Annotated in this window: 15 protein-coding genes; 10 read left to right on the forward strand and 5 right to left on the reverse strand. The window is 62.1% G+C overall.

The genetic code is table 11. The features are described 5' to 3' along the window. Positions 1 to 2: 2 nt before the first annotated feature. Positions 3 to 1184: a beta-barrel domain-containing protein gene (locus BUA42_RS17645; protein WP_072779637.1), complete on the forward strand. Its 1182-nt coding sequence runs from the start codon at positions 3 to 5 to the stop codon at positions 1182 to 1184. Positions 1185 to 1425: 241 nt separating this feature from the next. On the opposite strand, the gene dtd is transcribed toward BUA42_RS17645, so the two are convergent. Together dtd and BUA42_RS17655 are read right to left on the reverse strand one after the other, a co-directional pair. Next, a complete protein-coding gene (gene dtd / locus BUA42_RS17650) occupies positions 1426 to 1869 on the reverse strand; it encodes a D-aminoacyl-tRNA deacylase (RefSeq protein ID WP_072779638.1) in 444 nt (147 codons plus the stop codon). Beyond that, positions 1870 to 2832 carry an acetyl-CoA carboxylase carboxyltransferase subunit alpha gene (locus BUA42_RS17655; protein ID WP_072779639.1) on the reverse strand — a complete coding sequence of 321 codons (963 nt, stop codon included), beginning with the start codon at positions 2830 to 2832 and terminating at the stop codon, positions 1870 to 1872. 135 nt (positions 2833 to 2967) lie between these two features. Here BUA42_RS17655 and BUA42_RS17660 point away from each other — a divergent pair, with 135 nt between their 5' ends. Next, positions 2968 to 3828 (forward strand): AraC family transcriptional regulator, encoded by an 861-nt coding sequence (locus tag BUA42_RS17660; protein WP_072779681.1) that lies wholly within the window; start codon positions 2968 to 2970, stop codon positions 3826 to 3828. Here BUA42_RS17660 and BUA42_RS17665 read toward each other — a convergent pair. After that, positions 3802 to 4398 (reverse strand): LysE family translocator, encoded by a 597-nt coding sequence (locus tag BUA42_RS17665; protein ID WP_072779640.1) that lies wholly within the window; start codon positions 4396 to 4398, stop codon positions 3802 to 3804. The genes BUA42_RS17660 and BUA42_RS17665 overlap by 27 nt on opposite strands. Before the next feature lie 74 nt (positions 4399 to 4472). On the opposite strand from BUA42_RS17665, the gene BUA42_RS17670 reads away from it, so the two are divergent. Continuing rightward, positions 4473 to 4925, forward strand: coding sequence for an Lrp/AsnC family transcriptional regulator (locus BUA42_RS17670; RefSeq protein WP_072779641.1), 453 nt, complete (start codon positions 4473 to 4475; stop codon positions 4923 to 4925). A gap of 75 nt (positions 4926 to 5000) precedes the next feature. Beyond that, complete coding sequence (locus BUA42_RS17675) at positions 5001 to 5486, forward strand: lytic transglycosylase domain-containing protein (RefSeq protein ID WP_072779642.1); 486 nt, start codon at positions 5001 to 5003, stop codon at positions 5484 to 5486. A 171-nt stretch (positions 5487 to 5657) separates the two neighbouring features. Here the strand turns inward: BUA42_RS17675 and BUA42_RS17680 are convergent, their stop codons facing one another. Next, the gene (locus BUA42_RS17680; protein WP_072779643.1) at positions 5658 to 6617 is read right to left on the reverse strand and encodes an L-malyl-CoA/beta-methylmalyl-CoA lyase; all 960 of its coding nucleotides are present in this window, start codon (positions 6615 to 6617) and stop codon (positions 5658 to 5660) included. A gap of 284 nt (positions 6618 to 6901) precedes the next feature. On the opposite strand from BUA42_RS17680, the gene dgcN reads away from it, so the two are divergent. The 4 genes from dgcN (at position 6902) to BUA42_RS17700 (ending at position 11017) form a co-directional block, all read left to right on the forward strand. Next, positions 6902 to 7903 carry an N-acetyltransferase DgcN gene (dgcN, locus tag BUA42_RS17685; RefSeq protein WP_072779644.1) on the forward strand — a complete coding sequence of 334 codons (1002 nt, stop codon included), beginning with the start codon at positions 6902 to 6904 and terminating at the stop codon, positions 7901 to 7903. Positions 7904 to 7975: 72 nt separating this feature from the next. Next, the gene (gene dgcA / locus BUA42_RS17690; protein WP_072779682.1) at positions 7976 to 8938 is read left to right on the forward strand and encodes an N-acetyl-D-Glu racemase DgcA; all 963 of its coding nucleotides are present in this window, start codon (positions 7976 to 7978) and stop codon (positions 8936 to 8938) included. A gap of 12 nt (positions 8939 to 8950) precedes the next feature. Beyond that, on the forward strand, positions 8951 to 9814 hold the full coding sequence (locus BUA42_RS17695) for a D-amino-acid transaminase (protein WP_072779645.1): 864 nt from the start codon (positions 8951 to 8953) through the stop codon (positions 9812 to 9814). Positions 9815 to 9817: 3 nt separating this feature from the next. After that, positions 9818 to 11017, forward strand: a complete 1200-nt coding sequence (locus tag BUA42_RS17700; protein WP_072779646.1) for an NAD(P)/FAD-dependent oxidoreductase — start codon at positions 9818 to 9820, stop codon at positions 11015 to 11017. Here the strand turns inward: BUA42_RS17700 and BUA42_RS17705 are convergent. Next, entirely contained in the window at positions 11014 to 12402 is a 1389-nt protein-coding gene (locus tag BUA42_RS17705; protein WP_072779647.1) for a cytochrome P450, read from the reverse strand. The genes BUA42_RS17700 and BUA42_RS17705 overlap by 4 nt on opposite strands. A gap of 99 nt (positions 12403 to 12501) precedes the next feature. Between BUA42_RS17705 and BUA42_RS17710 the strand changes: the two genes are divergently transcribed. Together BUA42_RS17710 and BUA42_RS20990 are read left to right on the forward strand one after the other, a co-directional pair. Next, on the forward strand, positions 12502 to 13155 hold the full coding sequence (locus tag BUA42_RS17710; protein WP_072779648.1) for a hypothetical protein: 654 nt from the start codon (positions 12502 to 12504) through the stop codon (positions 13153 to 13155). A gap of 139 nt (positions 13156 to 13294) precedes the next feature. Next, a partial coding sequence (locus BUA42_RS20990) for a GTP-binding protein (RefSeq protein ID WP_227446961.1) occupies positions 13295 to 13389 on the forward strand: 95 nt, incomplete at its 3' end.

Here is a 13389-nt window from a genome sequence, read left to right on the forward strand (position 1 = left end):
CGATGGCCGTTGGCACCACGAACCTGTCCGCCCAGCTTGACCGCCGCCTGCGCGGGCCGTCGATGGTGATCTGGCTCTCCGGCGCGGCGGTTTGGTTCTTTGTGATCTGGGCCGCCTACGCCTGGATCGACGAGATCGTGCGCGCCGATGGTGAGTTTATTTCCACCTCCCGCCCGCAAATCATCCAGAACCTCGAAGGCGGCATTCTGGCCGAGCTGATGGTCAAGGAAGGCGACGAGGTGATGCGCGGTGACGTGCTGGCGCGACTTTACGGAACGCAGTTCCAGTCCTCGGTCGATGACCTCGAAGACCAGATCAACGCGCTGGAGGTGCGGCGGTTGCGGCTTGAAGCGGAAATGGCGGGGCTGGTGCAATTCGAGGTGCCGTGGGATCTGCGGCAGCGCAGTCCGGAAATGGTGGCCTCGGAACAGACGCTTCTGGCCGCCCGACAACTGGATTTCAATGCCCGTGCCGACGGCGCGCAACGGGTTTTGGATCAGGCCACGCGCGAGAAAGAGCTCATGGAGAACCTGCTCGACAAGAAGGTCGTGGCACTCATCGAAGTGACCCGCGCGCGCAAGGCCCACGCGGACGCGCAGATCCGGCTGGATGAAATCATCACCCAAACCGAACTGACCCGTGCGCAGGAGTATTCCGAGACGTTGAAGGAGCTCGCCACCCTGCGTCAGAACCTGCGCGCGTCGCAGGATCAGTTGAACCGGACGGTCCTCGTCAGCCCGATGCATGGCGTGGTGAACAAGCTGGGTGTGACAACCATCGGCGGCGTCGTACGGCCGGGCGAAGAGATCCTCCAGATCATCCCTTTGGGCGAAGAGCTTTATGTCGAAGCCAAGGTCGCGCCCGAGAATATTGCCAATATCCGCCCCGGGCAGGAGGCAACGATCAAACTGTCCGCCTATGACTTCACGATCTACGGCTCGCTGAAAGGCCGCGTTGACGTGATCTCTGCCGACACGTTCAAAGACCCCCGCCGCCCCGAAGCGCCCGCGCATTACAAGGTGACGGTGCGGGTGGACAAGACGTCTTTGACGGACCGCCAGCGCCACCTGGAGATCCGTCCCGGAATGCAGGCCACAGTGGAATTGCACACCGGTGAGAAGACCGTGCTACAGTACCTGCTCAAACCGCTCTACAAATCCCGCGAGGCGCTGCGAGAGCCTTGAGGTCACACCGGGCTGCGCCGGTTCTGGCTGGTCATCTCGCCTATCGACTCGCACGTTTTGCTCAATGTAGCGGTGTCAGACGGCGTGCGGCTGGCGTCGGTGCATGGCATGTCTTGAAAACGAAAAAGGCAAAAAAGTCCGCTCTGCCGTGCCCGGGACCTATCCACCTCACATGAGACGGACGTCAGGCTTGTTCTCTTTCAAGGAACATTTTCCCTGATCGTCAGAACACTACTGGGGGTTAGGCGTCGGTGTCGATCCAGATCGTTACCGGGCCATCGTTGAGGAGGCGTACTTTCATGTCCGCTCCGAATTGGCCCATGGCCACGGGAATGCCCTGCGCCGCGACTTGGGAAGTGAAATACTCGTAGAGGCGGTTGCCGTCATCGGGTGCTGCGGCGGTGGAGAACCCGGGCCGGTTGCCGCGAGAGGTGTCGGCGGCGAGCGTGAACTGGCTGACCACCAGGGCGCTGCCGCCGATGTCGATGACAGGCCGATTCATGCGGCCTTCGTCGTCTTTGAAGATCCGAAGTTTCGCGATCTTTGTTGCCAGCTTGTCGGCCTGCGCCTCGCCGTCGCCCTGCATGGCGCACACAAGGATGAGCAGACCTTGGCCAATCTCGCCGATGGTGCTGCCATCGACTGTGACGGAGGCTTCGGAGACGCGTTGGATCAGGGCGCGCATTTATGCCGCCAGGCCGTGCGCGCCGATATCGAGGAATTTCTGGCGGCGTTGCGCAATGAGTTTCTTCGGCTTCACTCCGTCGAGTTCCTTGAGCATGGCACGCAGAGCGGTGCCGACCGAGCGGATGGTTTTGTCGCGCCCACGATGGGCGCCGCCCATCGGTTCGGGGATGATCTGATCCGCCACGCCCAGTTTCAGAAGGTCCTGCGCGGTGAGGCGGAGCGCTTCGGCGGCCTCGCGCATTTTCTCGGCGTCTTTCCATAAGATCGACGCGCAGCCTTCGGGGGAGATCACGGAATAGACGGAGTGTTCCAGCATCGCCAAACGGTTGGCCGTAGCAAACGCCACCGCGCCGCCGGAGCCGCCTTCGCCGATCACCACCGACACCAAAGGCACGCCGATCTGCAGACACTTCTCGGTCGCGCGGGCGATGGCCTCTGACTGGCCACGCTCTTCCGCACCTTTGCCAGGATAGGCGCCCGGTGTGTCCACCAGCGTAATGACCGGCAGGCGGAACTTGTCGGCCATCTCCATCAGGCGCACGGCTTTGCGATACCCTTCGGGACGCGCCATGCCGAAATTGCGCATCAGGCGGCTTTGGGTGTCGTGGCCCTTTTCGTGGCCGATGACGACGACGGGTCGATCATCGAACCGTGCGAGGCCGCCCATGACGGCGTCGTCATCGGCAAATTTCCGGTCACCGGCGAGCGGTGTGTATTCGGCAAAGAGCGCTTCGATGTAATCCTTGCAATGCGGTCGGTCGGGGTGGCGCGCGATCTGGCATTTGCGCCAAGGCGTCAGTTTTGCGTAGAGCTCTTTCAGGAGCACGTCGGCCTTGGCGTCCAGCGCCTTCGCCTCGTCTTCGATGTCCATCTCGGCATTGCCGCGCGCCATCGCGCGCAGCTCTTCCGCCTTGCCTTCGATTTCGGCCAGCGGTTTTTCAAAGTCGAGGTAGTTGGTCATGCGACGTGCCCAATTGTTTTTTGGTGGGGGATATATGGCCGGGACCGGGGGCATTTGCAATCTGCGCCCGCCCTGCAGGTCCGCAAGACTTGTCTCTTGGCTTTCGGGCAGGATGGCCGCACGAAAGGATGCGAGATGGCGCTAATTGATTACGAAGCCCGGTTGCGGCGCGTCGTGCAGCATATCCACGACAATCCGGCGGCTGACCTGTCGCTCGACGCCTTGGCTGATGTCGCGGCGATGTCGCGGTTCCACTGGCATCGGGTGTTCTTTGCGATGACCGGAGAAACCTGCGCGCAAGCGGTGCGGCGCATCCGGGCGCATCGCGCAGCGCATTGGCTGGTGCAGACGGATTGGCCGGTGAACGTGATCGCGGCGCGGTCTGGTCATCGCAACGCGCAAAGCTTCTCAAGGTCCTTTCGTGCGCATTTCGGGGTCACGCCTGCGGTGTTCCGCAGCGCAGGCGTTCCCGGCGATTTCGAGCTTTTGCAGAAAGGAGACCTGACCATGGCCGAATTCGAGATACGATCCCTGAAGGAGACACGGCTGGCCGCTTTGCCCCATATCGGTGCCTATACCGAGATCGGCGCGGCGTTTCAGCAGGTCGCGGCGGTCTTTACCGCGCGGGGCCTGTGGTCTGAGGCGCGCGGGATGGTTGGGGTTTACCACAGCGATCCTTCCTCGGTGCCGGAGACCGACTTGCGCAGCCATGCGGGCGTGATCGTGGGAATGGACGTGGACATGCCGGACGCGCTGGAGGATGTGCGATTGCCTGCAGGACCGCATGCCGTATCCACCTATACCGGGCCCTATGCCGGGTTGCCCGCAGCGTGGGACGCGCTCTATGGCAGGGCGCTGCCTGCGTCGGGACGGATGCCATCGGACCTGCCGTCTTTCGAGATTTACCTCAACGATCCGACCGAGGTGCCGCCTGAGGCGCTTGTGACCGAGATCTGTGTGCCGCTGGTGTCAGACCCACAGCACGGGGATCAGTGAGGCGACCAGAAGCGTGGCCATGGCCCAGTTGAAGACCCTCAGCCGGTTTGGACGGTTCAAAAGGCGCCGCAGTTGCTGTCCGAGCACCGTCCAACTGGTGGTGGAGAGGCAGCCCATGGCGACGTAGGTGCCCGCGACCCACAGGATGGCCGGCAGATCCCGACCGGCGGCGTAGAGGGTGATCGCGCCAAGCGCCATCGACCATGCCTTGGGATTGACCCATTGGAAAGCGGCGGCCTGCAGGAAGGTGAGCGGGCGGCTACCGGCCTCGGGTGCGCCGTCGGGGGGCGCGGCGTTCGCGATTTTCCAGGCCAGCCAAAGCATGTAAAGCACCGACAGGACCTTGAGGATCATGTAGGAGGGCGGCCATGCGTCGAAGACCTGCATCACGCCGAGGCCCACGGGCACGATCATCATCGGAAAGCCCAGCCCGACGCCGATCATGTGCGGGATGGAGCGACGGAACCCGAAATTCGCGCCAGAGGTCATGAGCATCAGGTTATTGGGTCCCGGAGTGATCACGGTCACGAGGGCAAAGCCGGCTAGGGCAAGGAAGAGGTCGAGTGTCATGTGCCGCATCTTGTGCGGAGACGTGCTGCGATTGGTTGCGAACTTGTGCGCGTTTGGATTAAGATACGCAATATATGAGCGAACTAGACCGAATTGATCGTCAGATATTGCGCGTTCTTACAGAAGACGGACGCATCAGCAATCTGGCTCTGGCGGAGCGTGTGGGCTTATCTCCCTCGGCCTGCCTGCGCCGCGTCACGGCTTTGGAACGGGCTGGCGTAATCACGGGCTACCGTGCTGTTCTGAGCCCCGAGAAGACTGGCGTCGGATTTGTGGCCTATGTCACGGTGGGGCTGAGCCTTCACACGAAGGCGGCGCAGGAGGCGTTCGAACAGGCGATTTCGCGCAGCCCGGAAGTGCGTGAATGCCACAACATCACCGGGTCTGTGGAGTATCTGCTGCGCGTGGAGGCCGCCGATCTTGCGGCCTACAAGCACTTCCATACCGAGGTTTTGGGCGTGCTGCCGCAGGTCAATGCCATCACGTCTTACGTGGTCATGGGATCACCCAAAGACGAGCGGGCATGATCACATGCGCAAGAGGCCGCCGACCGCCACGTGGCGTGCTTGCGAGTGCGGTCATCTCGGGAGAGTGTCCACGCTATGGGGCGTCTCACGCGTGGTCTGATCTTGAGTGTTTTGCTGGTTGCGGCGTTGGGCTGCACCCGGTCGGCCGAGGTCAATCGCGCGGCGACGATCCCTCTCTATCCGAATGAAACACCCCAGCTGCGGTCGCAGATCGAGGACGCGGCGCGCCGCAATGATGTGCCGGTGTCTCTGGTGCAACGGGTCGTGATACGGGAAAGCACGCACAGGCCCGGCGCACGAAACGGACCGTATTATGGCTTGATGCAAATCCTGCCGGAAACGGCGCGCACCATGGGATTTCGTGGGGCGCCGTCCGAGCTCTTGGATGCGGAAACCAATCTGAAATACGCGGTGCGCTACCTGCGCGGGGCCTGGCTGGTCTCTGGCGGGGACGAGGCGGAGGCGGTCATGTGGTACGCGCGCGGGTATTACTATGAGGCCAAGCGTTTGGGTTTGCTGGACGAAACCGGTGTCCATGGCCGCAAGACCTGGCCCGAGTGACGCTTCAGGGGTCGGCGCCACTTCACGAAGTCTTAAGACCGGTCAAAGAATCTTCGTACGAAGATTCTTGGGCCTCGCCAGAAAATTCTGGCGGCTCCATGGCAGCCCGGTCACCGAGGTTCAGGCCGCACTGCGATCAAGCATGTGAAAGGTGAAGCGGGACCTTTGGAGTCAGGACGCGGCAATCATTTCGGACTGACGCACAATCACTTCGGCCTGTTTGATAGACGCGATATCGACCAGCCGTCCCCTGTAGACGGTGGCACCTTCGCCCTTGGCTTTCGCGTCTTCCATCGCAGCAAGGATCTCGCGGGCTTCGGTCACGGCCGCGTCCGAGGGTGTGAAGACCTCGTTCGCGAGCGCGATCTGTTTGGGGTGGATGGCCCATTTGCCCACCATGCCAAGGGTCGCCGAGCGCAACGCCTGCGCGCGGAAACCTTCGTCATCCGAGAAGTCACCGAACGGGCCGTCCACGGGAAGGACGCCGTGTGTGCGGCAGGCGGCCACGATGGCGGTCTGCGCCCAATGCCACGGGTCAGACCAGTGTTTCTGGCCGTCGTGCAGCATGTAGTAGTTCTCTTGCGTGCCACCGATGCCGGTGGTCTGCATGCCCATCGACGCTGCGAAGTCGGCAGCTCCGAGGCTCATCGCCTCGAGTCGGGGTGAGGCCGCAGCAATTTCTTCGACATGTGCGATTCCGGCGGCGGATTCGATGATGACTTCGAGCGCAATGCGCTTCTCGCGGCCTTTCGCCACCTCGATCGAGGTCACCAGCGCGTCCACCGCGTAGATATCGGCGGCACAGCCGACTTTCGGGATCATGATCTGGTCAAGTCGCGGCCCGGCCTGTTCGATAAGGTCCACGACGTCGCGGTACCAGTAGGGCGTGTCGAGACCGTTGATCCGCACGCTGAGAGTCTTGTTGCCCCAATCGACCGTATTGATCGCCTCGATCACATTCGCCCGTGCGACATCCTTGTCCGTGGGCGCAACGCTGTCCTCAAGGTCTAGGTTGATCACATCCGCAGCAGACGCGGCCATCTTTGCGAACAGCTTGGTGTTGGAGCCAGGTCCAAAGAGCTGGCAGCGGTTCGGGCGAGCCGGGGCGGTCGGTTGGATGCGGAAGGACATGGCAGCCTCTTGGTAAGGATATTTCACAATTCGTCGCGCTTGAGTTATGAAATTGCGCAATTTTCTGCAAGTGCATTTTGCACGCGCAGCAATTTGGCGCAGCGTCCGAGATCTTCGCAGAGTGACAAATTCTTGTGCATATCGCACATCTTCGAAGAATCGACCGTGATTTCCCTCAATATTGGACAGTTCTTCGACGATTTGTGCCGCAGAAGCGGAAATGAGGACCGCCTTTCAATCAGAGCGATTTAGCGTCCCTTCAGTTCAGCACAGAGGGCGTCATCATGATCCAAACACCCTATCTTCTCTTCCTTGGCGATGCGCCCGATCAACTTGCGGCCAAGGTGGCGCAGGGGATCACGGACTGGCGGCCCGAGAACGCGGTGGGCCAGTTCCGCATGCCCGGTTGTGGCGCGGATATGGGGCTGACCGATATGACGCTGGAAGAGGGCATCGCTGCGGGCGCGAAAACGCTCGTCATTGGAGTGGCGAACCGTGGCGGTGTGATCTCGGACGCCTGGAAGGTTGTTCTCGTTCAGGCGCTGAAGCTGGGCTACGACATTGCAGCAGGGCTGCACACGCTTCTGCGCAACGAGAACGAGCTGCAATCGGCGGCACGGGTGAATGGGCGCAGCTTGTTCGATGTGCGCATCCCGACGGTGGCGTACCCGATTGCGAATGGACAGAAACGGTCCGGCAAGCGGGCCCTGGCGATTGGCACCGACTGTTCCTGTGGCAAGATGTATACCGCCATGTCGATGGATGCCGAGATGGTGTCGCGCGGGTTGAAATCGGATTTCCGGGCCACGGGGCAGACCGGTATTCTGATTACCGGCAAAGGTGTGCCTCTGGATGCGGTGATCGCTGATTTCATGGCAGGTGCGGTCGAGTATCTGACGCCTGACAACGATGACGACCACTGGGACCATATCGAGGGGCAGGGCAGCCTGTTCCATGTCTCCTATTCCGGCGTGACAATGGCATTGATCCACGGGGGGCAGCCCGATGCGCTGATCCTCTGCCACGAACCGACGCGCACGCATATGCGCGGGCTTCCGGAGTACGGCCTGCCTTCGCTGGAGCAGTTGCGCGACACCGCCCTGCCCATGGCGCGTGTGGCGAACCCGGCCTGTCAGGTGGTTGGCGTCTCCATCAACACCAAGGCGCTGGGCGAGGACGAGGCGCGCGCCTACCTGGCCGAGACGGAGCAGCGGATGGGATTGCCCGCGACGGACCCCTATCGGTTTGGGGCGGCGAAGCTGGTCGACGCGCTGCTGACACGATAACCTCACGTGGTCGCCGGGCGGCTCGCGTCGCGTTGGCATATTTTTGAAAAGAAGAAGCAGGGGGTCCGGCCCATGATCGAGGTCTCGCGCGATGTGTTCCGGCTGGCGCAGGTCTTTACCATTTCGCGTGGATCTCGGACGGAGGCGCGGGTCCTGACCGCGCGTGTGACGCGGGGTGGTGTGACCGGCTGGGGCGAATGTGTGCCTTATGCGCGGTATGGGGAGACTTTGGAGAGTGTTGCATCGCAGATTTTAAGTCTGCCGGAGGACATAGATCGGGTCGGGTTGCAGGACGCCCTGCCGCCGTGTGCCGCGCGCTTTGCCATGGACGCGGCGCTCTGGGATGTGGACGCGAAGCAATCCGGCAAGCGCGTGTGGGAGCTGGCCGGTTTGCCGCAGCCGGGACCTGAGATCACCGCCTATACGTTGTCTCTAGACACGCCGGACGCGATGCGGGCGCAAGCCGCGAAACATGCGCATCGTCCGTTGCTCAAGATCAAGCTGGGCACGCCCGACGACATGCCACGACTGGAAGCGGTGCGCGCAGGCGCGCCGGGGTCGCGGATCATCGTGGATGCGAACGAGGGTTGGTCGGCGGAGGTGTATGCCGACCTCGCCCCGCATCTGGTGCGTCTGGGCGTGGCGCTTGTGGAGCAACCTTTGCCCTCGGGCGAAGATGATGCTTTGATCGGGATGGACCGCCCCGTGCCGGTCTGTGCCGATGAGAGCTGTCACGACCGGGCGTCCTTGCCGGCGCTCAAGGGCAAATACGACATGGTGAACATCAAGCTCGACAAGACCGGCGGGCTGACCGAAGCGCTGGCGCTGCGCGATGCGGCGCGGGCCGAGGGGTTCGGCATCATGGTGGGATGTATGGTGGGATCGTCGCTTGCCATGGCCCCGGCCGTTCTTGTGGCGCAGGGTGCGGCGGTCACAGACCTTGACGGCCCGCTTCTTCTGGCCGAAGACCGCGAGACGCCGTTGAGATTTGACGAGGCCGGGGTTCATCCGTCTGAGCCCGGTCTTTGGGGATAAGGAGACCCGCCCATGACCCGCACCGTTTACGTGAACGGAGAGTACGTACCGGAAAACGAGGCCAAGATCTCGATCTTTGACCGCGCGTTTCTGATGGCGGACGGGGTTTATGAGGTGACGTCGGTACTGGGCGGCAAGCTCATTGACTTCGAGGGCCACAACCGGCGGTTGGAGCGGTCTTTGAGCGAGCTCGATATCAAGAAACCGGCGGTTTACGACGATCTTCTGGAGATCCACCGCGAACTGGTGCGGGTGAACGAGGTCGAGGACGGGCTGGTCTATCTCCAGATCACGCGCGGGTCGGACGGAGACCGCGATTTCGTGTTCCCTGACCCCGAGACGACAGAGCCGGGCGTGGTGCTTTTCACCCAGAACAAACCCGGTTTGGCGGACAGCCCAGTCGCCAAGAAAGGGATCAAGATCATTTCCATCGAAGATGTGCGCTGGGGTCGGCGCGACATCAAGACCGTGCAGCTGCTTTATCCGTCGATGGGCAAGATGATGGCCAAGAAGGCGGGCGCGGACGACGCGTGGATGGTGCAGGACGGGGCCGTGACCGAAGGCACCAGCAACAACGCCTATATCATCAAAGGCAATAAGATCATCACGCGGGCGCTGTCGAACGATATTCTTCACGGGATCACCCGCGCCGCCGTGTTGCGGTTCGCGCGCGAGGCGCAGATGCAGGTGGAGGAGCGGAACTTCTCCATCGATGAGGCGAAGGACGCGGATGAGGCATTTGTGACGTCGGCATCCACCTTTGTCATGCCGGTGGTCGAAATCGACGGCGTGGCGCTGGGCGATGGCACGCCTGGGTCGCGGGCGCTGCGACTGCGCGAGATCTACCTCGACGAAAGCCGGAAAGCCGCGATCTGATCCATGGGCGCTGTGCCGGAGCGGGGCAGCTACGATGTGGTGATTGTCGGCGGGGCGATCATGGGCTCTGCGGCGGCGTGGTTTCTCACAGACATGGGGTTTGACGGGCGCATTCTGGTCGTCGACCGCGACATGAGCTTTGCCAAGACGGCGACGGCCACATCGACCAGTTGTATTCGGCAGCAATTCTCGACCGACCTGAATGTGCGGATCAGCCAGTTCGGCGCGGCGTTCATCAATGATTTGCGCAGGTATATGGGTGGGGATGATCGCGTGCCGGAGATCGGCATCCGCAGCTTTGGGTATCTCTACCTTGCCGACACCCAGGCCTTTGCCGAAGACCTCCGCGCGCGTGCGGCGGTGCAGGCGGCGGCGGGGGCCGAGACGCGGCTTTTGACACCTGCGCAGATCGCGGAGGATTATCCGTTTTATGCGCTGGACGATATTGTGCTCGGATCGATCAACACGAAGGACGAAGGCTATTTCGACAGCATGGCCGTTTTCGAATGGCTGCGTCGAAAGGCGCGTGAGCAGGGTGTCGCGTATGTCGAGGCGGAGGTGGTCGGCATGGAGGTTGCGGGCGATCGGGTGCAGGCGGTGCGACTGTCATCCGGGGAACGGATCGCATGCGGGACAGTCCTCAACGCTGCCGGTCCGCGCGCCGGACAGGTGGCGGACATGGCGGGCATCGTGCTGCCGGTTGAGCCGCGCAAGCGTTATTCGTGGGTGTTCAAGGCCGAGCGGCCTTTGGACCGGGACTTGCCTCTGACGATTGACCCGTCCGGGCTCCACGTCCGCGAAAACGGCGGCGGGACCTATCAGGCGGGCGGGCAGGTCGGGCCGGACCCGGCGGTGGATTTCGATGATTTCGAAATGGATCACGCGCTTTGGGAAGACTGGGCTTGGCCCCTCGTTGCGGCGCGCATCCCGCAATTCGAGGCGATCCGCCTGACCCATAGCTGGGTCGGGCATTACGAGATGAATACGGTTGATCACAACGCCATCCTCGGGCCGCATCCCGAGATCGGCAACTTCCTGTTCATGAACGGCTTCTCCGGTCATGGGTTGCAGCAGGCTCCGGCGATGGGACGCGGTATCGCGGAGTGGCTGTGCCATGGCGCATATCGCTCGCTCGACCTGAGCGGGTTCCATTATGACAGGCTGTTGACCAATTCGCCGCTGGTCGAAGCGGCGGTGATCTAGACCGGTTCGGCTTCGAGCCAGACCCCGCCTTCCGGACGCAGCGTGATGATCATTACTGGATCGGGGTCGACACCTTTCACGGATGTGAACCGAAAGCGGCTCAGAAGGGTCGCCAGGATGATTACGGCCTCCTGAATTGCGAAACTGGCACCAATGCAAATGCGGGGCCCATCGCCAAAGGGCAGATACGCATAGCGGTCGGGTTTCCAGCCATGAGACCAACGGTCGGGGTCGAAGGCATCGGGCCGGTCCCAAAGCACGTGCGACCGATGGAGGGCGTAGATTGGTACGATGACCGTATCACCGGGATGGATCTGGGTGCCCGACAGACGGTCTTCGGCAACGGCCGTGCGCGACACCATGCCAGCCGGCGGGTAAAGGCGCAGCGCCTCGTCGATGATCTGGCGGATGAAGGGCAGTTTGGCAACGTCTTCACCCGTTGCGGCGCGGCCCTGCAGAACGCCGTGCGCCTCCGTGCGGGCGCGGTCCTGCACGTCTTGGTCGAAAGCGCAAAGATAAAGCGACCACGCAAGCGTCAGGGCGGTGGTTTCGTGACCCGCCACGATGAAGGTCAGAAGATTATCGCGCAGCTCCTCGGTCGTCATCTTGCGCTGGGTTTTGGGGTCTTCGCCGTCGAGCAGCAGATCAAGCAGGTCAGGCACGCCCTCGTGACCCTGCGCGGTGCGGGCGTCGATCACCCGGTCTGCGGCGACTTTCATGTCGGTCATGCCATTGGCCGACACCGTGCGTCCTGGGCGCGGGATCCAGTCGGGAAAGCCCAGAATGTCGAAGAGGGAAATCTTGCCCGCTTCCGAGATGTAAAGGTCGATGGCTTTTTGTACGCCGTCCCGGTCGAAGCCCTTGTCGCCGGAAAAGGTCACATCGGCGATCACGTCAAAGGTTGTGGTCACCATCTCGTCCAGCAGGTTGACCGCCCGGTTGCCCGCCGCGTCGATGCGGTCGGTACAGCGCTCTGCGGCACCGGTCATGATCGGGGCGAGGTTCATCACATTGCGATGCGAAAACGCAGGGGCCGCTGTGCGCCGCTGCCAGCGCCAATGCGCGCCTTCGGCAATGAAAAGCGACTCGCCAATCGCCGGGCGCAGCAGGTTCTTCGTGACTTTAGACTTCGGATAGTTGTCCACGTTTTCCAGAAGAATGCGCCGAATGGCCTCGGGATCGGTGACCATGTGCCACGGCGTGCCTGTCTTGCCCGACACGATGGGCAGGTGTGTCGAGGCCTCTGGAATGATAGACAGAACGTTGTCGCGCGCAGCCTGCCAGCTTTGCAGCGCGTTGAGCGGCTTGCGCACGAGTTCGGCCCGTACCGGGAGTGCGGGTGGCTCGACAGGGGTTGCAGAAGAATGAAGGTGTTGCACAGACATAAGGTGCAGATAGGTTTTGCGGTGCAAACGGCCAGCCGCATGGCGTTGCGGGTCGCGTGTGACTGCGCTAGGTGTTGGGCCGATTTACCGAGGGTATCAATGCGCCGACTGCTTCTGACCTTTCCGCTGTTGTTCTTGCTGGTCGCCTGTGGCGACGCCACGCGGGACCTGCAATCTCCGACCGATCCGATCGGGGATTTCCAGATTGGCCATATCGGTGTTGTGGCGCCGAATTTGCAGAAGCTGCTCGTGTCCCGTGATGCAACAGCGGACGAATGGATCACTGCCGTGACCGATGCGCTGGCCGAGCGGTTCGAGCGCTACGATGGCGGCAAGTTTTACCACCTTGGGGTGAGCGTCGAGGCGTACTCACTTCCGCCCCCCGTCATCCCGGGCAAGTCTGCCATCGCGCTCAACGTGACGGTTTGGGACGATGCGGCGCAGGCCAAGATGAACGAACAGCCGAAGCAAATTCAGATCATTCGTCTTGTCGAGACGCGGCTTGCGTCCACGAAAGAGACGCAGATGCAGTGGCTTGCCGCGCAGGCTGCCAAAGACATAGAAACCTGGATGCGCGAGATGCAGGACAGTGATGGCTGGTTCGTGGGACCACCTGCTGCCGCGCCGGCGGAACTGGTAGACAATGCCACTTCGAGTGCGGATGAGGTCACGCCGCGCCTGCCGGTGTCCGTCCCGGACGACGTGGTCGCGATTACCAACGCGGCTGCGGCGACCCCATCGGGATCGCAATAAAACGACATCTGCACCCGTTCCGGCAGACGCACCGCCAGATGGTGCGTTTGCTCTTGATTTTCCACGTCGCTGCGAATATCTGGCCCGCGATGAAAACCGGGTCGGGTGGACCCCCCAATTCACGAGGCGTCTGACACAGATGGCAAAGGAAAAGTTTGAGCGCGGCAAGCCGCACTGCAACATTGGCACGATTGGTCACGTTGACCACGGCAAGACGACGCTGACGGCGGCGAT

This window comes from Marivita hallyeonensis, assembly GCF_900129875.1.
Lineage (GTDB): Bacteria > Pseudomonadota > Alphaproteobacteria > Rhodobacterales > Rhodobacteraceae > Marivita > Marivita hallyeonensis.